The sequence below is a fragment of the Collinsella sp. AF29-7AC genome, from assembly GCF_003475665.1.
GTDB lineage: Bacteria > Actinomycetota > Coriobacteriia > Coriobacteriales > Coriobacteriaceae > Collinsella.
This window is the reverse complement of the sequence record NZ_QRQX01000002.1, coordinates 85,062-106,070: the sequence shown is the minus strand read 5'-3', so window position 1 is coordinate 106,070 and position 21,009 is coordinate 85,062. Positions and strand designations below refer to the sequence as shown.

Annotated in this window: 18 protein-coding genes and 1 riboswitch; of the genes, 8 read left to right on the top strand and 10 right to left on the bottom strand. The window is 60.1% G+C overall.

The features are described 5' to 3' along the window. Window positions 1–23: 23 nt before the first annotated feature. The 3 genes from DWZ15_RS01235 to thiM are packed head-to-tail and all read right to left on the bottom strand — an operon-like array spanning window position 24 to window position 1,900. A complete protein-coding gene (locus DWZ15_RS01235) occupies window positions 24–719 on the bottom strand; it encodes a thiamine phosphate synthase (protein ID WP_118448812.1) in 696 nt (231 codons plus the stop codon). Then, complete coding sequence (locus tag DWZ15_RS01230) at window positions 716–1,057, bottom strand: thiamine-binding protein (protein WP_225093307.1); 342 nt, start codon at window positions 1,055–1,057, stop codon at window positions 716–718. Before DWZ15_RS01230 ends, DWZ15_RS01235 begins: the two co-directional genes overlap by 4 nt. Before the next feature lie 3 nt (window positions 1,058–1,060). Continuing rightward, window positions 1,061–1,900, bottom strand: coding sequence for a hydroxyethylthiazole kinase (gene thiM / locus DWZ15_RS01225; RefSeq protein ID WP_117736475.1), 840 nt, complete (start codon window positions 1,898–1,900; stop codon window positions 1,061–1,063). A gap of 51 nt (window positions 1,901–1,951) precedes the next feature. Then, a riboswitch (TPP riboswitch) is annotated at window positions 1,952–2,062 on the bottom strand. Between the two features lie 163 nt (window positions 2,063–2,225). Here thiM and DWZ15_RS01220 point away from each other — a divergent pair. The 4 genes from DWZ15_RS01220 (at window position 2,226) to DWZ15_RS01205 (ending at window position 6,787) form a co-directional block, all read left to right on the top strand. Further along, window positions 2,226–3,134, top strand: coding sequence for an HAD-IIB family hydrolase (locus DWZ15_RS01220; RefSeq protein WP_118448809.1), 909 nt, complete (start codon window positions 2,226–2,228; stop codon window positions 3,132–3,134). 10 nt (window positions 3,135–3,144) lie between these two features. Then, window positions 3,145–4,041 (top strand): LysR family transcriptional regulator, encoded by an 897-nt coding sequence (locus tag DWZ15_RS01215; protein WP_118065591.1) that lies wholly within the window; start codon window positions 3,145–3,147, stop codon window positions 4,039–4,041. A 155-nt stretch (window positions 4,042–4,196) separates the two neighbouring features. After that, window positions 4,197–5,330 carry a 5-methyltetrahydropteroyltriglutamate--homocysteine S-methyltransferase gene (locus tag DWZ15_RS01210; RefSeq protein WP_233544593.1) on the top strand — a complete coding sequence of 378 codons (1,134 nt, stop codon included), beginning with the start codon at window positions 4,197–4,199 and terminating at the stop codon, window positions 5,328–5,330. 122 nt (window positions 5,331–5,452) lie between these two features. Beyond that, entirely contained in the window at window positions 5,453–6,787 is a 1,335-nt protein-coding gene (locus DWZ15_RS01205) for a uracil-xanthine permease family protein (protein WP_118448803.1), read from the top strand. Between the two features lie 60 nt (window positions 6,788–6,847). On the opposite strand, the gene DWZ15_RS01200 is transcribed toward DWZ15_RS01205, so the two are convergent. From DWZ15_RS01200 to DWZ15_RS01180, 5 genes are all read right to left on the bottom strand, one after another. Beyond that, window positions 6,848–7,513 (bottom strand): alpha/beta hydrolase, encoded by a 666-nt coding sequence (locus DWZ15_RS01200; RefSeq protein WP_118448800.1) that lies wholly within the window; start codon window positions 7,511–7,513, stop codon window positions 6,848–6,850. A gap of 207 nt (window positions 7,514–7,720) precedes the next feature. Then, window positions 7,721–7,993 (bottom strand): hypothetical protein, encoded by a 273-nt coding sequence (locus DWZ15_RS01195; protein WP_118448797.1) that lies wholly within the window; start codon window positions 7,991–7,993, stop codon window positions 7,721–7,723. Further along, window positions 7,969–9,510: a carbohydrate-binding domain-containing protein gene (locus DWZ15_RS01190; RefSeq protein WP_158572472.1), complete on the bottom strand. Its 1,542-nt coding sequence runs from the start codon at window positions 9,508–9,510 to the stop codon at window positions 7,969–7,971. The genes DWZ15_RS01195 and DWZ15_RS01190 overlap by 25 nt, the downstream gene beginning before the upstream one ends. 271 nt (window positions 9,511–9,781) lie before the next feature. After that, the gene (locus DWZ15_RS01185) at window positions 9,782–11,554 is read right to left on the bottom strand and encodes a carbohydrate-binding domain-containing protein (protein WP_118448791.1); all 1,773 of its coding nucleotides are present in this window, start codon (window positions 11,552–11,554) and stop codon (window positions 9,782–9,784) included. A 207-nt stretch (window positions 11,555–11,761) separates the two neighbouring features. Next, window positions 11,762–13,075, bottom strand: a complete 1,314-nt coding sequence (locus tag DWZ15_RS01180; RefSeq protein WP_118448788.1) for an NCS2 family permease — start codon at window positions 13,073–13,075, stop codon at window positions 11,762–11,764. Window positions 13,076–13,268: 193 nt separating this feature from the next. Here DWZ15_RS01180 and DWZ15_RS01175 point away from each other — a divergent pair, with 193 nt between their 5' ends. Both DWZ15_RS01175 and bsh read left to right on the top strand, forming a co-directional pair. Continuing rightward, window positions 13,269–13,688: a peptide deformylase gene (locus tag DWZ15_RS01175; RefSeq protein ID WP_117563534.1), complete on the top strand. Its 420-nt coding sequence runs from the start codon at window positions 13,269–13,271 to the stop codon at window positions 13,686–13,688. Window positions 13,689–13,819: 131 nt separating this feature from the next. Continuing rightward, a complete protein-coding gene (gene bsh, locus DWZ15_RS01170) occupies window positions 13,820–14,785 on the top strand; it encodes a choloylglycine hydrolase (protein ID WP_117629622.1) in 966 nt (321 codons plus the stop codon). Window positions 14,786–14,866: 81 nt separating this feature from the next. On the opposite strand, the gene DWZ15_RS01165 is transcribed toward bsh, so the two are convergent. Together DWZ15_RS01165 and DWZ15_RS01160 are read right to left on the bottom strand one after the other, a co-directional pair. Beyond that, window positions 14,867–17,113: a KUP/HAK/KT family potassium transporter gene (locus tag DWZ15_RS01165; RefSeq protein WP_118448785.1), complete on the bottom strand. Its 2,247-nt coding sequence runs from the start codon at window positions 17,111–17,113 to the stop codon at window positions 14,867–14,869. Window positions 17,114–17,252: 139 nt separating this feature from the next. Beyond that, window positions 17,253–18,164: a DMT family transporter gene (locus DWZ15_RS01160; protein WP_118448782.1), complete on the bottom strand. Its 912-nt coding sequence runs from the start codon at window positions 18,162–18,164 to the stop codon at window positions 17,253–17,255. 118 nt (window positions 18,165–18,282) lie between these two features. Here DWZ15_RS01160 and DWZ15_RS01155 point away from each other — a divergent pair, with 118 nt between their 5' ends. Together DWZ15_RS01155 and DWZ15_RS01150 are read left to right on the top strand one after the other, a co-directional pair. Further along, window positions 18,283–19,140, top strand: a complete 858-nt coding sequence (locus DWZ15_RS01155) for a LysR family transcriptional regulator (protein WP_117757314.1) — start codon at window positions 18,283–18,285, stop codon at window positions 19,138–19,140. A 202-nt stretch (window positions 19,141–19,342) separates the two neighbouring features. Next, complete coding sequence (locus DWZ15_RS01150) at window positions 19,343–20,824, top strand: aminotransferase class I/II-fold pyridoxal phosphate-dependent enzyme (RefSeq protein ID WP_117757320.1); 1,482 nt, start codon at window positions 19,343–19,345, stop codon at window positions 20,822–20,824. The last annotated feature ends 185 nt before the right edge of the window (window positions 20,825–21,009 follow it).

Here is a 21,009-nt window from a genome sequence, read left to right as displayed (position 1 = left end):
CGGAGCAACTGCTCGGTCTAGGCTTATGCCTGCTGCCAGGTATCGACGAGCTCCTTGGCTGCGGCGTAGGGGTCGTCGGCGCTGCAGACGGCGCTCACCACAAAGAAGCCGTCGACGCCGGTGGACTTGAGTTGCGGCAGATCGGCCGTCTTGACGCCGCCGCCCACCACAATGGGGACGGGGCTTGCCGCATGGAGGGCGGCCAGGTCCTCAAAGCTCTTGGTGATGATGGAGCCGTCGGCCGCACGTCCGCAGTCGCGCTTGGTTTCGGTCTCGTGGAGCGGGCCTACGCCCAGGTAATCGACCAGGCTCATGTCGGCGGTCTTGACGTACTCGAGCATCTCCTCGCAGCGGGCGGAAAGGCCCACGATGGCATCTGGACCCAGCAGCTTGCGGCAGACCTCGACGGGGATATCGCTCTGGCCCACGTGCACGCCGTCGACGGGGATGCCCTGCTCGCGTGCGGCAAGTACGCAGTCAAGGCGGTCGTCGATCAGCAGCGCGACCTGCCCGGTTTTGCCGGCCTGGGCGATGGCCTGCGCGGCATCGCCCGTCAGTGCGATGATCTCGCGGGCGCTTGCCACCTTGGAGCGCACTTGGATGCAGGTAAAGCCGGCGTCGAGCGCCTGAGCCACCACATCGCCCACGGGTCGCCCGAGGGTGTTTTCGGGGCCGAGTACCAGATAGGCAGAGATATCAAGGTTGTCGCGGATGCTCATCGTGCTTCCTCCTGCTTTTTGATCTGAGCTTCCATGCGCTCGAGTTTGCCGGTCATGGTATCGGTAAAACCGGGGCGAATATCGGCTTTGAGCACGACTTCGGTACGGATACCTTTGCTCGCCAACACAAAGGTTGCGTCGCGCACGACCTGCATGACCTCGTCCCAGTCGCCCTCGATCTCGGTGAACATCGAGGTGGTGCGGTTAGGAAGGCCACTCTCGCGAATGACGCGCACGACCTCGGCGACCTCGGCGGATAGCTCGTCACCGGTGCCGCACGGGGCGATGGCCACGGCGACCAGGGTGTTCATGCCGGCATTGGTTGCGGGCTCGGACATGGCTTATGCCTCCTCGAGCTCGAGTTGGTTGTCGGCAATGTCCCGGGCGGTTGCGCGGTAGAGCTCGTCGATAAAGGCGACCTTAAAGCTTGCCGGGGCATCGGCAACGGCGGCGGCACGCGTACCGGCAACGTTGTATACGGCGGTGCCGCAGATGGCCGCCGTAAACGGGTCGGTGGCGCAGGCGTACACGGCCAACACGCCGCCCTGCGAGCAACCGCAGCCGGTGATCTTGGACATGAGCGGGCTGCCGCCGTGGGACTTGGCCACGGTCGTGCCGTCGGTAATCAGGTCGACTTCGCCCGAGACCACTACGGCGCCGCCGGTGTAGCGGGCGAGCGCCGCGGCGGCATCGCGGGCGGCGTCAACCGTATCGGTGGTGTCGACGCCGCGCACGCGGCTCAGATCGGCCGCTTCGCCCTCAAGTCCCCATAGGCCGGCGAGCGCAATGATCTCGGAGGCGTTGCCGCGCACGATGGCGGGCTTGTACTGCTTGAGTTCGCCTACCAGCTGGGTGCGCAGGCTGCCGATGCCCAGGCCCACCGGATCGAGCACCCAGGGCTTGCCGGCGTCGTGTGCCGCCTTGGCCGCGCGGGGAATCGTCTGCTCGTAGATGGGGAAGAGCGTGCCCATGTTGAGATAGATGGCGCCGCCGCCGGCAACGAGCGCCTCGCCCTCGTCGGGCAGATAGACCATGGCGGCCGAACCGCCCACGGCGAGCTGCGCGTTGGCGACAAAGTCAATCGTCACCGTGTTGGTGATGGAGCCGGCCATGGGATTGGTGGCGCGAATCTTCTCCACGGCCTTGACCACATTTTGCTTAAGCTGTTCCGAATCGATCACTGCACATGCCTCCTTGGCATAGAAAAGGGGCGCTGTGCATAGACAGCGCCCCTAAAAAGGCGGCATGCTCCCTACGCCAGCATTAACTGACAGGTTCAAAGGATTGGGCCCTATGCCCTCTCAGCCTTGTGGTTTGCACCGCCGGCACTCCCGCATCGAATCTGTTGTTCCCTATACTAGCGCACCTGCCAAAAAGGGACAGGTTTATTTTGGCAGGTAACAACTGGGGCTTTGCGTTTTCCCAGATAAAACCTGCCAATATAAACCTGTCTCTTTTTGGCAGGTCGGTACAATAGACGGGATTAAGAATGACCGAGGGGGCCTTATGATTAAACTTGTGCTGACCGATATGGACGATACGCTGATTCCAGCCGGGCATGACGGCGCCAGCGACTACGCCATCGAGGGCATTCATGCCATGCAGGCGGCGGGTCTGCACTTTGGCCCGGTTTCGGGTCGCCAGCCCTCCGCGATGGGCTGGATGTTCCGCAATCGCGCCGAGTGCTTCTCGACCGGCGCGTTCTGCAACGGCCAGGTCATGTTTGTGGACGGCGAGGTGGTAGCCTCGCATGCGACCGATAACGCCGCCCTTATGCGCTTGGCTGACTACTTGGAGCACGAGACCGACGATACGTATCTGAAGGTCTACAGCCTGGGTGACGACTTTTGGGATAACGATGCCTATTGTGTAACGAGCGACCCCGAGCGTGTGCGCCGCGCCATGGAGTCGGGCGGCAACGCATGGCTCAAGGGCGAAGAGGCCCCGTGCCGTCCTGTCGTCGATGACGCACCGGTGTTCAAGGCGAATATCTGGAGTGCTCGTTCGCGTGAGGAGCTCGCGGAGCTACGCGAGTGCGTTGCCGCCGAGGTGCCGGAACTCTCGCTCGTGTTTCCCAACAATCGTGTGCGCCTGTTCGACATCCTTCCAGCAGGTTGGGACAAGGGTTGCGCTGCGCTGGAGCTGGCGCGCGCTTTGGACCTGACGTCCGACGAGGTGGCCGTATTTGGCGATTCCGATAACGACCTGCCCATGATCGGTGCCGTCCCCAACTCCGTTGCAGTCGCCAATGCCAACGAGGCCGTCACGGCTGCCGCGCGCTGGCATATCGGCGCTGCGGTGGACGATGCGGTTGCCGGGGCTCTGCATCAGATTGCCGCCTGCGCCGCGACGGGGGAGATGCCGTCGTTTATGCGTCAGATGAGCACGACGGGTTTCGACGTCACGAACGTCTAGGGAGAAAGCCATGAAGCTTCAGCAGCTCAGATATGTCGTCAAAGTTGCCGAATGCGGCAGCATCACTGAGGCCTCGCGCCGGCTCTTTGTGTCGCAGCCTTCGATTACCGCGTCGATCCGCGATCTCGAAAACGAGATGGGTGTGCATATCTTTGAGCGCACTAACAAGGGCGTCGTTGTGTCCGAGGAAGGCGAGACCTTCTTGGGCTATGCGCGCCAGGTGCTCGACCAGGCCGACCTGCTCGAGGGCAAGTACAAGGGCGCATCCGAGCAGGTGCCGCACTTTAGTGTGAGCTGCCAGCATTATTCCTTTGCCGTTAACGCGTTTGTCGACGTGATCCGCGAGTTCGATGCCACGCGTTACGACTTTACCCTGCGCGAGGAGCAGACTCACGAGATTATCGAGGATGTCGCGCATATGAAAAGCGAACTGGGCATCCTATACTTATCCGAGCATAACCGCGAGGTTATCGAGCGCATGCTTGCCGCCAACGAGCTCGTATTCGAGGGACTCTTCTGCGCCACGCCGCATGTCTTCGTGTGCGCAGACCATCCGCTGGCGGGCCGCTCGAGCGTGACGCTCGAGGACTTGGAAGACTACCCGTTCCTGTCCTACGAGCAGGGCAGCTATAACTCGTTTTACTATTCCGAGGAACTGACCTCGACCTTTGAGCGTCGCAAGAATATCCGCGTACGTGACCGTGCGACGTTGTTCAACCTGGCCATGGGCCTCAACGGCTACACGGTGTGTTCGGGCGTGATCAGCCACGAGCTCAACGGGCCGGGTATTATCTCCATTCCGCTCGATGTGGACGAGTACATGGAGATTGGCATCATCACGCGCAAGAACACGACGCTTACGCGCTACGGTCGGGCCTATATTGACGCGATTCGTCAGCACATCTAAGCTGCTGTGTTCTGCACGGATCAAATCTCTTTATGGCAGTCCTAGCTGATATAGGAAGCATCTATATCAAACTGTTATAAACATATATTTTACGGTGGCCATATGAGCGCTCATACTCTGTCCCAGTAAAGCAACCAATGCAAAGGGAGATATCCATGAGCACTTCGATTCAACCGAACGCGCCGTTTCGCGCCGATATCGTCGGCAGCTTTCTTCGTCCGCAGGCCGTAAAGGACGCCCGCGCTGCCTATGCGGCAGGCACGCTTGATGCCGAGGGGCTTAAGGCCGTCGAGGACGATGCCATTCGCGATTTGGTGGCAAAGCAAAAGGCCGCTGGCCTGCAGGTGATTACCGATGGCGAGTTTCGTCGCAGTTACTGGCACCTCGACTTTATGTGGGGGCTCAACGGCATTGAACGCCGCACCTCGCGTACGGGCTATATGTTCCACGACGAGGAGACCACGGCTGACACCGCCGTGGTGACCGGCCCCATCAGCGGCGAGAACCACCCCTTCGTCGAGCACTTTAAGTTTGTCAAGGTGCTTGAGGGCGAGGGCCAGGTTGCGCGCCAGACCATTCCGGCGCCGATCCAGACGTTCTCGGAGGTTACGCTCGACCGCTGCGATGGCCAGCAGGAGAGCCTGCGCGCTGTCTATAAGACCGATGAGGAACTTGCCGACGCAATTGCAGCCGCTTATCGCACGGTGATCGCCGACCTGTACGCTGCCGGTTGTCGCAATATCCAGTTTGATGACTGCACCTGGGGCATTTACTGCGATACCGACTTTGTGTCCAAGACTGGCATGAGCCCGGTTGACCTGCAAAGGGTGAGCGAGCTGGGCGTGGCGCTCAACAACGCCGCCATCGAGGACAAGCCCGACGACCTCGTCATTAACACGCACGTGTGCCGCGGCAACTACCACTCTACCTATGCTTTCGAGGGCGGCTATGACCCCATCGCGCCGTACCTGTTTGCACATGAGGATGTCGACGCATTCTACCTGGAGTTCGATACGCCGCGCGCCGGCGGTTTTGAGCCGCTCAAGTACGTTGCCCCGGGCAAGAAGGTCGTGCTGGGCTTGGTAACCACCAAGGCGGCAGAGCTCGAGAACGAGGATGTTATCGTCGAGCGCATCCGCGAAGCCGCAAAGTACGTGCCGCTCGAGAACCTGTACCTGTCGCCCCAGTGTGGCTTTGCCAGCTGCGAGATCGGCAACAAGCTGACCGAGGACGAACAGTGGGCAAAGATTGCGCTGGTTAGGCGCATTGCCGAGCGTGTCTGGAAGTAGTGCTGCCGTTCGCAGGGGCGTCGTGGTCGGAGCGGCATGCATCGCGTACAATGGTTCGGATCGTATCGTTCGGGCAGGTAATCCGATATGCCCGGGCGCCCTTCCATTATGAAAGGACATCCATGTCCCAATCCTCGACGCCCGCCGTCGCCGATGCCATCTACGATGCGTCGTCGCTCGGTCGCCCGCGCATGTTCTTGCTCGGCCTGCAGCACCTGTTTGCCATGTTTGGCGCCACGGTGTTGGTGCCCGTGCTCACCGGCCTTTCGGTTTCGGCAACGCTTTTATTTGCCGGCCTGGGCACGCTGCTCTTCCACTTCCTATCGCGCGGCAAGGTGCCAGCGTTTTTGGGATCTTCGTTTGCCTTTATTGCCGGTTATGCCGCAATCGCGCCCAACGGCGAGGCCGAACTTTTGCCCTACGCCTGCCTAGGTGTAGCCTGTGCCGGCCTGCTCTATCCGGTGCTGGCGGCCCTGTTTCGCGCGTTTGGTGCCAAGCGCGTTATGCGCTTCTTCCCGCCGGTAGTGACGGGCCCCATCGTCATTTCCATCGGCCTGATCTTGGCAAGCTCTGCCATCGCCAACTGCCAGACCAATTGGCTTGTTGCCGTTGTCGCTGTGGCGGTGATCGTCATCTGCAACATCTGGGGCCGTGGCATGGTCAAGATCGTGCCGATTCTGCTGGGCGTTGTGGTGAGCTATGCCGTTGCGACTGCGCTCGGCGAGGTTGATTTCTCGGGCGTCGCAGCCGCTCCCTGGGTTGGCTTGCCCGTCGTGTGGGATAACACCGTGTTTGCGCTCTTTGGCCCGCAGTTCGATAGCGGTCTTGCCACGACGGCCATCATCACCATTATGCCGCTGGCCTTTGCGACCATGATCGAGCATATCGGTGACATCTCGGCTATCGGCTCCACTTGCGAGCGTAACTACATCGCCGATCCTGGCCTGCATCGCACGCTGCTTGGCGACGGCCTGGCGACCATTCTCGCATCGCTCTTTGGCGCTCCGGCTAACACCACCTATGGCGAGAACACCGGTGTGCTTGCCCTAACGCGTGTGTTTGACCCGCGCGTGATTCGCATTGCCGCATGTTGTGCCATTGTGCTCTCGTTCTGCCCCAAGTTCGCGGCTGTCATTGCGGCCATGCCGGCGTGTGTAATCGGCGGCGTGTCGCTCGTGCTCTATGGCATGATCAGCGCCGTGGGCGTCCGCAACCTCATCGAGAACCAGGTCGATTTCCAAAACAACCGCAACGTGCTGGTGGCCGCCCTGGTGCTCGTGCTTTCGCTCGGCATTGCGTACAGCACCGCCGGCGCCATCGTGCTTGAGCTGGGCGGCGTGACGATTTCGCTTTCCGGCCTTGCCGTGGGCTCGCTGGTGGGCATTGTGCTCAACGCCATCCTGCCCGGTAACGACTTTGAGTTCGATACTTCCGAGCTTGAGGAGACTGCTGAATAGCAGCTGCGTTCAGCCAAATTAAAAATGGCGTCCATGCGTATGTACGCGTGGATGCCATTTTTAATGCGTCAGTATCCAGTGGATGCCGCGTGCCATGCGCAGGTCAGTTTGGGTAAAGTGATTGCCGGGGTTGAGCTCCAGCGTTGTTGGAATGTCACGCTCGATAAACAGCTCTTCCATCGCGCGCGTATCGTCGAGTACGTGCCGCATCATGCGGTTGGGCGTCTTGGTTTCCTTTTTGCCGAGTGACAGATAGACGGCGTCGGGCGTAGCTGTCATCGTGCGCTCGCGCGCGTAGTCGATAAAGCCGGGGAACCACAGCGACCCCGATGCACTCGCCGCGCGCTCAAAGACATCTGTTTGCCAAAGTGCCCACAGTGCAAAAAGACCCGCCAACGAGTGGCCGGCAACGCCGCGCCAGGTGGGCGGTTGCGGGAGCGATGATTCGGCCTCTGGGATTATCTGCTTCAACAACTCGTCAAGAAAACCAGCGGCCTGTCCACCAAAGGGCTCGGCATCGCGCACGGTACCGTCGCATACCCAGGGGCTCAGCTCGCGATTCCAGTTGAGGCTGCCAATGCCGACAAGCGTGAAGGGCGGGCAGTTGAGCTCTCGGCAGCGTTCATAAACCTCCGTGCCGTCGCCCATGACCACGGGAAGATAGATGACTGGTGCGCTTTCGGCATGCTGTGCATGAACGGTTATCTGCTTTTGATGCGCTTCCATGACGGGCTTCTCTCGGCGTTGTGATATCGACGGCCCCCATTGTCGCACGCCGGCTCATGCAGGTTGGGCTAGACCAAAGACAATCTCGTGCATACCCTGCGGACGCATATGGAAAACGCCACCGCCGGAGGGGAGCTCGGCGGTGGCGTTGTTAAACGGTGCTGGGACTCGGGGCCTTCGCGGGAGCTGCCATGTGCGCAGAGGCGTCTAAGAGCGCTTGCGGCTCGCCATGGTGCCTGCGGCGATAGCGGCTGTTCCCGCAAGGACGGTTGCCACGATGGCCGCACCCGAGGTGTCGCCGGTTGCCGCGAGCACGCCGGTAGTCTTGGCTTTCGTGATTGAAGCCGCAACGGCCTTGGTCGGCTTTGAGCACTCAGGCTTGGGGTTCTGCTTGGACTCCGCGGGCTTGCTTTCTGCGGGCTTGGTCTCGTCGGGCTTGGGGTCTTCCGGCTTGGCTACCTCGGGAGGTGCGATGACCATGCTCTTGGCGACAGCTTCGTTATAGGGGGGTCGATCACAGCGTCGCCCGTGCCGATGGCTTGGCCTGCCTCGTAGATGCCGTCACGGAGCTTGCGATAGTCAATGACCTTGCCGCCTTCGGGCGTCTGGATGGCGGCGTTCTCAATCTTGATGGTGCCGATTGTCTTGCCGTCAGCGCTCATGGCACGGGCAAAGATTGCCGCTGTATCTCCTTCGGCCGTTACCTTGCTGCGGATGATCGAGATGACTGCGGGTGTGACGCCCTCGCTGGTCTGGGCGATGATGCCGATGTTCTCGCCTTGGGGCTCGGGGCTCGTCTCACCATCTTGGTTTTCGCTGTAGGGGATGGGGCCGTCGCCGTTCTCGACATAGCGGGCTATGGCCTTGACAACGGAGTCGCTGATGTAGATGTGGCCACCCTCCTCGTTGGGTCGATCGTTTCTGGTGGAGAATGCAGCCGAAACCTCGCCTTCCGCAAACGCGTCCACGGTGGAGCCGTTCTTGACGACGATATCGTCTTGGTAGGTGAAGAGGGCAATGGCGTCACCGTATCTGCCTTTACTTGCGCGGACTGTCACGTTTGCATGATCGAGTGTGATGCCCTTGTGGGCATAGACGCCATATTCAACACCGTTTGCGTTGAGGGAGGCGTTTGTGGCTGCGAGGCTGCCCTTGGCCTCGACGGCGGCGTCTTTCTCGGAGCTCGCCTTGACCTGGCTGCCGTCCGAGATATTGATGTTGCCGCCGCTCCAAATGGCCTCACCATCGGCTGAGCTTGCCTCGACTGTGCCGCCACCCTTGATGGTGAGGTTCTTGTCGGTTCCGATACCCTTGTCCTTGGTAGCCCTGGCGGTGACGGCCCCGCTGTCGTCAATCGTGATATTGCCGTTTGCCCTGATGCCATCCGATACGCCCGTGGCGTTGACGTTGCCCGAACCTTTGATAGCGAGATCGCCCTCGGCGTCGATGGCATCAAACCCAGCGCTCGTGGCGTTGACGGATCCGGCTCCGTCGATGTTGATATTACCCGTGGAGAGGATAGCGTCCTCAGTAGATGTCACGCTGAGCGTGCTGCCCGCGTCGCCTTGGATATTGAGCTCGGCGTTCTCATTCTTGCCATGAGAAGCCTTGATGCCTTCGATCCAGTCGGCAGTGACGATGTTGTTTCCCGAGTAATTCACGTTGAGCTTGCCTGCGGCCTGGATCTCGCCGCCGTTATAGTTGTTGAGCTTCAAGTCGTCGGCGCCGTCCCACGACCAGGTGCCGGTCTCGTCGCCCGCCGCAGTGCCGGCGTTGTATTTGGTTTCGCCGACCTTGACCCATTCCGCCGCGAGCGAGACGCTCGGCATGAGCAGCGAGCTCACCGTGAGCGCGCACACGGCGCCTACGACGATGCGGCGCGTCACGCGGCGCCAGCTGCCGTGCGCGAGTCCTATGCGACGGCGAACGTCGGGTTCGGCAACATGGGTTCCGGCGGTAGTGTCATTGCGTTTGGGGGTCGTGAACAAGGCTGCCATGGTTGCTCCCGTTCTCATAGGGCCTATACGGCTAGGTTCAGCGTATCTGCTGGATGTTGCCGGCGGTAGTGCCGTTTGGAGGGCAAAATGGCCAAAATGGGGGAGAAATAGGCCGCACGCCGGCGCAGGGACCGACGCTAAAAGAAAAGCGCGGGGCCGCATGGCGACTCCGCGCTTTATTGTTCAGCTTTTGCAGCCTTGCCCTTACGCTACGAAGAAGTAGACGGGGAAGGCAAGGGCTGCGATCCACCCGTCCTGTGCGAAAAAGTGTTTACGAACGTTTGCGACTCGCCAGGGCGCCTGCGGCGATGGCGGCTGTTCCCGCAAGGGCGGCTGCCACGATGGCTGCGTTCGAGGTGTCGCCGGTTGCCGCGAGCTTGCCGACGGTCTTGGCTCCCTTGGCTGCAACTGCAACGGTCTTGGTTGTCTTCGTGCCCTCGGACTTGGAACCCTCGGGCTTGGTCTTGCCGTGCTTTTCCTCGGGCTTGGTCTCCTCGGGAGGCACGATGACCGTGCTCTTGGCGACAGCGGCGTCATAGGGGGAGTCAATCGTGGCATCGCCCGTGCCAATGGTCTGCCCCGCCTCGTAGACGATGCCGTCGCTGAGCTCTTCCTTGTTGCGATAGTCAATGACTTTGCCGCCTGCAGGCGTCTGGATGATGGCGTCCTTGATTTCGATGGTGCCGATCGCCTTGCCGTCCGCGCTCATGGCAAGGGCGAAGATAGCCGCCGTGTCTCCCTCGGCCGTGACCTTGCTGCGGACGATCGAGATGGTCGCGGGCGTGATGCCCTTCTCGGTCTGCGCGAAGATGCCGATGTTCAGGCCCTCGGACTCAGGGATGATTTCGTCGTTTTGGTCTCCACTGTAGTGGTCGGGGCCGTCGCCGCCGGTCTCGGCATAGCGGGCTATGGCCTTGACAACGGAGTCGCTGATGTAGATATGGCCACCCGCTTCGTCGGAGTAGAAATTACTGGTGGAGATTGCAACCGAGAACCTGCCTTCTGCGAGCGCATCCACAGTCGAGCCGTTCTTGATGACGATGTTGTCCTCATCGGTGAAGAGTGCGCTGGCTTCCCCGCCATCTGAGCTTGCGCGGACCGTCACGGTCGCGCCATCGAGCGTGATGCCCTTGTAGACATAGATGCCATACCCAACGCCACTTGCGTTGAGGGAAGCGTTCGTGACCGTGAGGCTGTTTTTACCGTCGATGGCGGCGTCTTCCTCGGAGCTTGCCTTGACCTGGCTGCCACCCGAGATCTCGATGTTGCCGTCGGCCCAAATCGCATTGTCTTTGATAGAGCTTGCCTCTACCTTGCCGCCGCCCTTTATGATGAGGTTCTCGTCAGCATCGATACCCTGATCCTCGGTGGCCTTGGCGGTGACGGTTCCGCTGTTGTCGATCGTGATGTTGCCGTCGGCCCTGATGCCATCCGAATCGCCCGTGGCGTTAACGTTTCCCGAGCCCTTGATGGTGACATCGCCCCCGGCATCGATGGCATCGTGCTCGGTGCTCGTGGCGTTGACAGTGCCAGCGCCGTCGATGTTGATGTTGCCGACGGAAGTGATGGCGTCACGAGAAGATGTCACGTTGAGCGTGCTGGACGCGTCGCCCTGAATATTAAGCTCGGCGTTCTCGTTCGCGCCATCCTTAACCTTGATGCCGCGGCCGTTGTCGTTAGTGACGGTGTTGTTGCCCTCGTAGCTCACGTTGAGCTTGCCCGCTGCCTCGATCGCGCCGCCGTTATAGCCGTTGAGCTTCATGTCGTCGGCGCCGTCCCAGCTCCAGGTGCCGGCGGCGTCGCCCGCCGCGGTGCCGGCGTTGTATTGGGTGCCGCCGACGTCCACCCACTCGGCCGCGAGCGAGACGCTCGGCATGAGCAGCGAACTTACCGTGAGCGCGCATACGGCGCCTACAACGATGCGGCGTGTCACGCGGCGCCAGCTGCCGTGTGCGAGCAGCGTGCGACGGCGCACGTCGGGCTCGACAAAATGGGCTCCAGAGGTTTTGTCATTGCGCTTGGGGGTCGTGAACAAGGCGGCCATGGTTACTCCCATCCTCATAGGGCCTATGCGATTACGCCCAGCATATCTGCAGGATGTAGCCGGCGGTAGTGCCGTTTGGAGAGCAAAACGTCCAAAACTTGCGAAGCAATACATCGCGCGTCCGTGTGGCGCCTGGCTTTAAAAGCAAAGCGCGGAGCCGCTCGATGCGACTCCGCGCTTTGCTGTTTGGTATTGCGAATCTTGCGCCTACGCTACGAAGAAGTAGACGAGGAAGGCAAGGGCTGCGATCCACATGAGCGGCTTGATCTTGGAGGCCTCGCCCTTAAAGAGCGCGACGACCACGTAGGCGATAAAGCCCAGACCAATGCCGGCAGAGATGGAGTAGGTGAAGGGCACGCCGGCGACAATCATGAACGCCGGGAAGCCCTGCGACACGTCGGACCAGTCGATCTCGGAGGCCTCGCTCATCATGAGGTAGCCGACGTAGACCAGAGCACCGCAGGTGGCGGCGCTGGAAACGATGGTGACGATGGGGGAGAAGAACGCGGCGAGAATGAACAGCACACCGGTGGTGACGGAGGTGAGGCCCGTGCGGCCACCGTCGGCAGCGCCAGAGGTGGACTCGACGAAGGTGGTGATGGAGGAGACGCCCATAAAGCCACCGGCAGCAGCGGCCACGGAGTCGACGACCAGGATGGGACGGATGTCCTCGACATTGCCGTCCTCGGTCAAGAACTCGCCCTGCTTGGCGACGGCCATCGCGGTGCCCATGGTGTCGAAGAAGTCGCTCATGAGCAGCGAGAAGGCAACGACGAGCAGCATCGGGTCGGTCAGGACCTTCACGATGGCAAGGTTGCCGTCGGCAGTGCTGGCAAACGGGGCGCCGAAGGTCGAGAAGTCGAGCGGTGCGATGAGGCCCTCGGGCGCATGGGTGACGCCCAGCGGGATTCCGGCGATAACGGCGACGATGATGCCGATGAGCAGCGAGCCCGGCACGTTGCGGGAAGCCAGGGCAACCGTCACGACGATGGAGATGATGCCGACGATAAAGGTGGGGGAGGTGATGTCGCCCAGGCCGACAAGCGTACCGGCGCCAGCGGTGATGATGCCGGCGTCGCACAGGCCGATTATGGCGATAAACAGGCCCAGACCCACCGAGATGGCGTGGCGCAGGACCACGGGGATGGCGTCCATGATGGCCTCGCGCAGGCCGCACAGGACGAGCAGCAAGATGACGATGCCCTCGAGGAAGATAACGCTCATGGCCACGTGCCAGTCGCCGCCGCACATGGTGGTGGCGATGCCCGCGATCATGGCGTTGATGCCCAGGCCCGACGCGCAGGCGAGCGGGCGGTTTGCGAAGATGCCCATGCAGATGGTCATGATGCCGGCGCCCAGGCAGGTGGCGCAGGCGAGCGCTCCCGCATCAATGCCAGCGCCCGAGAGCACTGCGGGGTTGACGGCGATGATGTAGGCCATCGCCAGGAATGTTGTCAGTCCAGCGCGAAGTTCGGTCCCGATTGTGGACTTGCGCTCACTGACGTGAAAAAGTTCGTCCATGCATACCCTTTCCTTGTTCGGCCCCGAGTTTAGGCCGATTGACACGAACTCATTTACTATATCGCCTTTACAACCTTGCTGTTCCTCGCATGTTGATGTTCGGCGCTTTGTAACAGACGGACGGTATTTATCGCATGAAAATGTGTGGGTACCGTATACTTAAGCGGTTACAACGACCCCTATGGAGGAACGTATGATTAAAGAGCTTTGCCACGACGAGGCTATCCTGTCCCAGCGTTGCGAGGTTGCGACCGTCGAGGACGAGTCGGTTGCTCAGGACCTGATCGATACCATCAAGTCGCTCGATGATGCCGGCTGCTTGGCCGCCAACCAGATCGGCGTTACCAAGAAGGTCTGCGTCTACCTGGACGACGCCGGCGAGCCCCACGTGCTCTACAACCCCCGTCTGGTGTTTGGCCTGGGCGCCAGCAAGATGGAGGAGAGCTGCCTGACGCACGAGGAGGTCACCAAGTCCACGCGCTATATCAAGTGCAAGGTTGCCTTTGACCAGATCGTCGATGGCAAGATGCGCGAGCGCAAGCAGGACTTTGTGGGCTTCGAGGCGCAGATGGTCCAGCATATGATCGACCACTGTCTTGGAAAGTTGGTCTAAGGGGACCAAAGCACCGCACTTCGTCTCTTTTGGTCCGGGCGTGACATTGTTGTCATGTCCGGGCTTTTGTGTTTAGCGCCTTTTTGTTTGGTGACAATAACCTTAGCAGGACCGTAAAGCTAGGAGGCGCTATGTGCACGAGCATTCGATTTACCGATAATTCTGGCCACATGTATCTGGGCCGCAACCTCGACTGGAGCTTTGACTACGGCCAACAGGTTCGCGTGATGCCGCGCGGGTTCCACATTCCGTATTCGTTTATCGACGATGCGTCGGCGGCACACGCGGTAATCGGCATGTGCATCGATTACAAGAACTATCCCATGTTTTTCGACTGTGGTAACGATGCGGGTCTGGCTGTGGCGGGGCTCAACTTTCCCGGCTATGCCGAGTATGCCGAGGGCCCTGTCGACGGCAAGAACAATATCGCGGCCTATGAGTTTCCCCTGTGGGTGGCAGCGACGTTCTCGACGGTCGATGAGGTCGAGGCCGCGCTGCGCGACACGGTGATTGTCGCCAAATCTGCCGGAGAGGGGCTGGGCGTGTCGCTGCTCCATTGGATTATCGGCGACAGCCAGCGCAGCATCGTGGTCGAGATGATGGCTGACGGCCTGCATGTATACGACGATCCGGTCGACACCCTTGCCAACCAGCCGACCTTCCCGTGGCACATGGAAAACCTGCGCACCTATATCACCGCCACAAGCGATTTTCCGCAGACGGCGACATGGCGTGGCGCCGAGCTTAAGCCCTATGGAGCCGGTGCCGGCATGCGCGGCATTCCGGGCGATTGCTATTCGCCGAGCCGTTTTGTAAAGGCGGCGTACCTCAATGCCAATTACCCGCAAAAGGAGAGCGAGACCGAAAACGTCGTTCGCATGTTCCGTTCGCTCGAGGGCGTGGTGATGATCGAGGGAGCGTCCAGGATGGGCGATGGCAAGTTCGAGAAGACTATCTATACCGGATGCTTTAGCGCGCGCACGGGCAATTATTACTACGCGATGTATGGGGATCCGTCGATTCGCTACGTGAGCCTGATGGATGCCGAGGGCGCGAGCCCCGATAGGCTCGTGGTTCCCGAGCCGCGTCGTTCGTAGCTCACTGGTCCGTTGCGACATAAAACGGCCTCGCACCTCCTATGAGATGCGAGGCCGTTGTCGTCAATGGCTGGTGGCGTGTTAGAAGTTGGCGTCGTTGAACTGGGTGCTCTCGAGTCCGTCGAGTTGCTGTTCGGGCGTATCGGCGACGCTCTCGAGCAGCTCGGTGGGATCGACGTTCATGCTCTTGCCGGCCTCGTTGCCGTTGACCAAGTCGTCCGAGAAGATGTCGACCTCCATTTCCTCGGCCTCTTCGATCTGAACCTCGAGCGGCACCTGGGTGCGCACAAGTTTGACGGCCGGGCGCATGCGGGCAAAGAGCGGTACGTACTCAATGATGATGGCCGAGTTCTCGAGACCGTACCAGCGTGCCGGGCTTCCGCAGGCGCGGCGGACGGCGTACTTGATGGCCATCACGCGGTGGTCATTGCGGTTGATGTCCGTTTCGGGGGCAAGCATCTTGCGCAGCATGCAAAAGCGGAAGTCACCTACGTTGCCGCGCGTCTCGTAGATGGAGTAGGTGTGATGTTGCGGCGGCAGCTCGCCCGATGCCATCAAGTCGCCGACGATCTGACGCAGATAGGCGTTGACGCGCTGGTTGACCTTAAAGCCCAGGTCCAGGCGCACGCGGAACAAAAAGTCCGTGCCAAAGGTCTCGACGGAATACTCGTGCGTATAGGGTTCGTCGGTAACGTGCACGTTGATGAACCAATATGCCTTGGCGCGCTTGGGGTGCTTGTCCAGGATGGAATAGAGCACGTCGCGGTCGAGTGTGAGCGGGTCGGGGCTGTTGGTGAGAAATACCAGATTGTCGGCGAGCACGGGATAGGTCTCGTCATTGCGCAGGCGATTGAGCTGGTCGATGTACTTGGAGACGGGCAGCAGAATCGTCTGCGTGCGCTCGATGGCGGTGCCGCGACGCCACACATACATAAGGCCAAACAGCAGTGCGGCCAAGAAGATCATCACATAGCCGCCGTCAAAGAACATGGTGAGGCACGAGGCGAAAAAGCACAGCTCAATGGCGCCGAAGAGCAGGGCGAAGACGCAGGCGCCCAGCTTGTGCTTGAGAATGCCGGCGATATAGCTCGTCAAAAGCGTGGTGGTCATAAGCATGGTCACGGTAATGGCGAGGCCGTAGGCACTCTCCATGCGCTCGGAGTTTTGGAACAGCAGCACGATGAAGATGCAGCCGACCCACATGATGTTATTGACGAGCGGAATATAGAGCTGGCCCTTGGTGTCGCTGGGGTAGTGGATGCGCAGGTGCGGCATAAGGTTGAGGCGCGTTGCCTCGGATACCAGCGAGAACGAGCCGGTGATGAGCGCCTGTGAGGCGATGATGGCCGCCACGGCCGAAAGCACGATGGCAAACGGGCGTAGGGGCTCGGGGAGCATCATATAGAACGGGTTGACGATATCCATCGCGAGCATCTGGGGGTTGGAGTTATTGGCGAGCAGCCAAGCTCCCTGACCCAGATAGTTGAGGATAAGGGCCGCCTTAACAAATGGCCAGGATGCATAGATGTTTGCCTTGCCCACGTGGCCCATGTCCGAGTAGAGTGCCTCGGCACCGGTTGTCGACAGGAAGACAAAGCCGAGCACCATAATGCCCGAATGGTTGATGGGCGAGAACAGGAACATAATGCCGCGGATGGGGTTGAGCGCGCGCAAGATGGACAGGTTGCCGAGCATGTTGAACAGACCGGCGCCTGCCAGGAACAGGAACCACAGCGTCATGAGCGGGCCGAAGAGCTTGCCGATTGACGAGGTGCCGGCGCGCTGCATGGCAAATAGGCCGCAGATAATGATGATGGTGATGATGATGACGTTGGTCTGGCCGTCGCCCAGCAGCGCATGGCCCCATTCGATGGTGCGTAGACCCTCGATGGCTGTGGTGACCGTGACGGCGGGGGTGAGGATGCCGTCGGCGAGCAGCGCCGCGCCGCCGATCATGGCGGGCAGAATCAGCCATGGTGCCACCTTGCGTACGAGGCTGAACAGGGCGAAGATGCCGCCTTCGTTGTGGTTGTCGGCCTTCATGGCGATTACCACGTACTTGACCGTGGTCACGAGCGTCATGGTCCAGATGACGAGCGAAAGCGCGCCCAGGATCATGTCCTCGCTGACGGTACCGATGCCGCCGTTGTTGGCGACGATTGATTTCATGGTGTACATAGGGCTCGTGCCGATGTCGCCATAGACGACGCCGAGCGTTACGAGCAGCATGCCAGCGGAGAGGGGGATGGCTCCGTGCCCGCCTTGCCCGCGCTGGTCTTGGAGGTTTGCCTCCAGTTTGTTGTGTGCCACGAGGACTCCCTTAGACATCCGGTTATCTGTCTAGGACAAAAAACTTTATGCCGTCTTTATACATACAAGAGCAGTTTGGCACATCGGGTTATTTTAGACAATAATCCTCAGCTGGGGATTATTTATCTACGCAGGTAGCATTTCAAAGCAGGGGCTTTTAAGCACGTGCTATCTGGGCGATGCCAGCCTTGACGTTTGCGCGTTTGCCGGCGAGTTCGCAAAAGAGCGCGCCGCCGATGATAAGCGCGGCGCCCATCAGGCGGACCGGTGTTATGGCTTCACCCAAAAGGGCGGCCGAGAACACGACCGCCGAAAGCGGCTCGAGGTAGCCGACGACGGCGACGGTCTGGACGGGCAGCTTGGCGACGGCGCTAAAGTAGAGCAGGCAACCAATGCCGGTGTTGACGACGCCGAGCATAGCGACGGCGCGCCAATCAATACTGGCGGCGACGCCGGCGGACAGGAATGAGGGAGCGCCCTGCGTGATAAGTGTGAGGGCCAGCGCGGTCACAAAGGCGGCGCTCACCTGGAGCGTGGAGTTCTCGAGGCCTTCGATGTGTGGCGCACCCTTGCTAGCGATGACCATCAATGCGTAGCAGAAGGCCGAGACGATGCCGCAGACAATACCCGCAATGGGCATATTGCCGCCTAGACCTTGTGCCGCAATGAGAAAAGCACCGCAGGCGACGGCGATAAAGCCGGCGATTTTGCTGCCGGTCAGCTTTTCGCCAAAAATGAGCGGGGAGAGGGCCATAACGATGATGGGGCCACAGTAATACAACAGCGAGGAGATACCAACGCCGATCGTCTGATAGGCGCGGAACAGGAAAATCCAGCTGGCGCCCAGCGCGGCGCCCGAGACGATGAGCGCTGCGGCCTCGCGGGGGCGAGACGGAGCCTGCAGGTTATGGCGCTTGGTTATGAAGAGGATGGCGGCAAGGGTGAGAGCGCCCAAAAACGTGCGCAACAGTACGATATCGGAGCTCGGCAGCGCGATGGCAGCGGCGATGATGCCGTTGGAGCCAAACAATAGCAATGCTGCTAAGTACGTAAACAATCCGTTGTTCATGTGCTGACATCCCCTCTATATCCGAGCATGTTCACTATGGGTGAACTGGCTTTAGAAGAAAAGCGAATATAATGCATGGATAACATGACAAAAACTCATGTAAAGGTGGAGGGGTGCCGTGGAAACGAATATTCAAAAGATGCAGGTGCTGCTCGAGACGGTGCGTGCCGGCAGTTTTACGCGCGCCGCCGAGCGGCTGAGCTATTCGCAGTCGGGCGTGAGCCGCATGGTGGGCGACCTTGAGACCGATTGGGGTTTTAAGGTGCTCGACCGCAGCCGCGAGGGTGTGGTGCTTTCTGCCGATGGGCGGCAGATCATGCCGGCGGTTGAGGCGCTCTGCGAGGAGTTTGGCCGCCTGCAGCGACACGTGGACGAGATGCGTGGGCTCATGCGCGGCAAGATCTGCATTGGTACGTTTTCGAGTGTGGCGACCCACGTGCTGCCACCGGTCATTGCGCGTTTTCGCGCCGATCACCCGGACGTCGATTATGAGTTGCTGATGGGCGATTACTCAGAGATTGAACAATGGGTGGCGGAGGGGCGCTGCGACCTGGGCTTTATCCCGCGTGAGCCCCGAGAAAACGGCATGGCATCACGGTCTTTAGTGTGTGATGAGCTGATGGCGGTGGTGCCGACAGATTCGTTGCTTGCCACGGCGGAGTTCGTCTCTCTTACCGATTTGGCAAGAGAGCAGTTTATTCTGCTGGAACGGGGTACCGATGATGAGATTACGCCGCTATTCCGTCGGGCGGGGCTGGCGGTGCGCTCAAAACTGTCGACTTGGGATGACTATGCGATTATGGCTATGGTCGAGGATGGCCTGGGCGTGAGCATTCTTCCCGCGCTCATCTTGCGTCGCTGCCAGTTCGATGTTGCTGTGCGTCCGCTCGAGGGGCATCCCCATCGGCAGATCAACGCCATATATCGAACGGCCGATGTTTCGCTTGCCGCCGCTCGTTTCCTCGAATACCTCTAAATGCGTGCACGTCGTTATCGCCTTGGGATAAATCTCGAGGTCTTGCTCATTTTATTTTTGAAATTGAACTTTTCGAAATAGCACGGCGTTATACTGCTGCCTAAATTGAACTCAGGTTCAATTCGTGTTGTATAAATTGAACTTTGCCAGCAAGGAGGTTCTAGTGGCCCAAGAGACGTTTAGCGATCGTCTGCGACAGGCTATGTCCGATCGCGACGTTCGCCAGTCGGACGTGATCCGCGCATCGGAGATGCTCGGCAAAAAACTCGGCAAGAGTCAGATGAGCCAATATGTGAGCGGCAAGACGATTCCGCGGCGCGATGTGGCTGAGCTGCTCGCCCGTATTTTGGAGGTCGATGTTACCTGGCTGCTTGCCGGCGACGCCGATCAAGGCGAGGCATCATCACCCCGCAACGATTCCAAGCCCGAACCCCATCCCTCAGCTCAAATTGCAAGGAGCACCACCATGCGTACTTTTTCTAAATCCACCAAGCTCGATAACGTCCTGTATGACGTGCGCGGTCCCGTCGTCGACGAGGCCGCCCGTATGGAGGACGAGGGCGAGCGCATCCTCAAGCTCAATATCGGCAACCCGGCGCCCTTCGGTTTCCGCACGCCCGATGAGGTCATCAAGGACATGCGCCAGCAGCTGCCCGACTGCGAAGGCTATTCCAACTCGCGTGGCCTGTTCTCCGCGCGCAAGGCGATCATGCAGTATTCGCAGATCAAGGGCCTGCCCAACGTTCAGATGGAGCATATCTACACGGGCAACGGCGTGTCCGAGCTCATTCAGCTTTCGATGAACGCGCTGCTCGACAATGGCGACGAGATTCTGATCCCCAGCCCCGACTATCCGCTCTGGACGGCGTGCGCAACCCTTGCCGGCGGTCATCCTGTGCACTATCTGTGCGATGAGCAGGCGGATTGGTATCCCGACCTGGAGGATATGGAGTCCAAGATCACGAGCGCGACCAAAGCCCTCGTTATCATCAACCCCAACAACCCCACGGGCTCGGTCTACCCGCGCGAGGTGCTCGAGGGCATCGTCGAGGTTGCACGCAGGCATCAGCTGATGATCTTTGCCGATGAGATCTACGACCGCCTGTGCATGGACGGCTACGAGCACGTCTCGATTGCCTCGCTCGCTCCTGATCTGCCCTGCGTCACCTTTAGCGGCCTTTCCAAGTCGCACATGATCGCGGGCTATCGTATTGGCTGGATGGTGCTTTCGGGCAACCAGCGCTGCATGAGCGACTTCATCATGGGCATTAACATGCTCTCCAACATGCGCCTGTGCTCCAACGTGCCGGCTCAGTCGATCGTTCAGACGGCGCTCGGTGGCCATCAGTCCGTCAACGACTACATCCGCCCCGGCGGCCGTGTCTACGAGCAGCGCAACTTTGTGTATGAGGCGCTCAACAAGATTGACGGCATCTCGGTGGTTAAGCCGCGTGCGGCGTTCTACATCTTCCCCAAGATGGATGTGAAGAAGTTCAACATTACCGATGACGAGCAGTTCGCCCTTGACCTGCTGCACGAGAAGAAGATCCTGATCACGCGCGGCGGCGGCTTTAACTGGGCTGAGCCCGACCACTTCCGTATCGTGTACCTGCCGCGCATGGAAGTGCTCAAAGAGTCCCTCGAAGACCTCGCCGACTTCTTCGACCATTACCGCCAGAGCTAATTAGTTCCGCCGTTCTACCGAACGGCGGACCACTTGACGCTGCGCGAGCCGCATTCACGCCAATCTGACGTTCAATTTCGAGGGCGCGACCAGAAGGTCAGCGCCCTCTCATTTCACGTCACCTTGGCGCAAATGCGGCTCGCTCGCTGGCGTGTGCTCAACCTGTATCGTTATCACGATCCGCA

What these genes read in the sequence shown, in the direction of transcription:
- DWZ15_RS01235 (WP_118448812.1), bottom strand. Translation starts at nt 719, where the DNA reads ATGAGCATCCGCGACAACCTTGATATCTCTGCCTATCTGGTACTCGGC.
- DWZ15_RS01230 (WP_225093307.1), bottom strand. Translation starts at nt 1,057, where the DNA reads ATGTCCGAGCCCGCAACCAATGCCGGCATGAACACCCTGGTCGCCGTG.
- DWZ15_RS01220 (WP_118448809.1), top strand. Translation starts at nt 2,226, where the DNA reads ATGATTAAACTTGTGCTGACCGATATGGACGATACGCTGATTCCAGCC.
- DWZ15_RS01215 (WP_118065591.1), top strand. Translation starts at nt 3,145, where the DNA reads ATGAAGCTTCAGCAGCTCAGATATGTCGTCAAAGTTGCCGAATGCGGC.
- DWZ15_RS01210 (WP_233544593.1), top strand. Translation starts at nt 4,197, where the DNA reads ATGAGCACTTCGATTCAACCGAACGCGCCGTTTCGCGCCGATATCGTC.
- DWZ15_RS01205 (WP_118448803.1), top strand. Translation starts at nt 5,453, where the DNA reads ATGTCCCAATCCTCGACGCCCGCCGTCGCCGATGCCATCTACGATGCG.
- DWZ15_RS01200 (WP_118448800.1), bottom strand. Translation starts at nt 7,513, where the DNA reads ATGGAAGCGCATCAAAAGCAGATAACCGTTCATGCACAGCATGCCGAA.
- DWZ15_RS01195 (WP_118448797.1), bottom strand. Translation starts at nt 7,993, where the DNA reads ATGGTCATCGCACCTCCCGAGGTAGCCAAGCCGGAAGACCCCAAGCCC.
- DWZ15_RS01190 (WP_158572472.1), bottom strand. Translation starts at nt 9,510, where the DNA reads ATGGCAGCCTTGTTCACGACCCCCAAACGCAATGACACTACCGCCGGA.
- DWZ15_RS01185 (WP_118448791.1), bottom strand. Translation starts at nt 11,554, where the DNA reads ATGGCCGCCTTGTTCACGACCCCCAAGCGCAATGACAAAACCTCTGGA.
- DWZ15_RS01180 (WP_118448788.1), bottom strand. Translation starts at nt 13,075, where the DNA reads ATGGACGAACTTTTTCACGTCAGTGAGCGCAAGTCCACAATCGGGACC.
- DWZ15_RS01175 (WP_117563534.1), top strand. Translation starts at nt 13,269, where the DNA reads ATGATTAAAGAGCTTTGCCACGACGAGGCTATCCTGTCCCAGCGTTGC.
- bsh (WP_117629622.1), top strand. Translation starts at nt 13,820, where the DNA reads ATGTGCACGAGCATTCGATTTACCGATAATTCTGGCCACATGTATCTG.
- DWZ15_RS01165 (WP_118448785.1), bottom strand. Translation starts at nt 17,113, where the DNA reads ATGTCTAAGGGAGTCCTCGTGGCACACAACAAACTGGAGGCAAACCTC.
- DWZ15_RS01160 (WP_118448782.1), bottom strand. Translation starts at nt 18,164, where the DNA reads ATGAACAACGGATTGTTTACGTACTTAGCAGCATTGCTATTGTTTGGC.
- DWZ15_RS01150 (WP_117757320.1), top strand. Translation starts at nt 19,343, where the DNA reads ATGTCCGATCGCGACGTTCGCCAGTCGGACGTGATCCGCGCATCGGAG.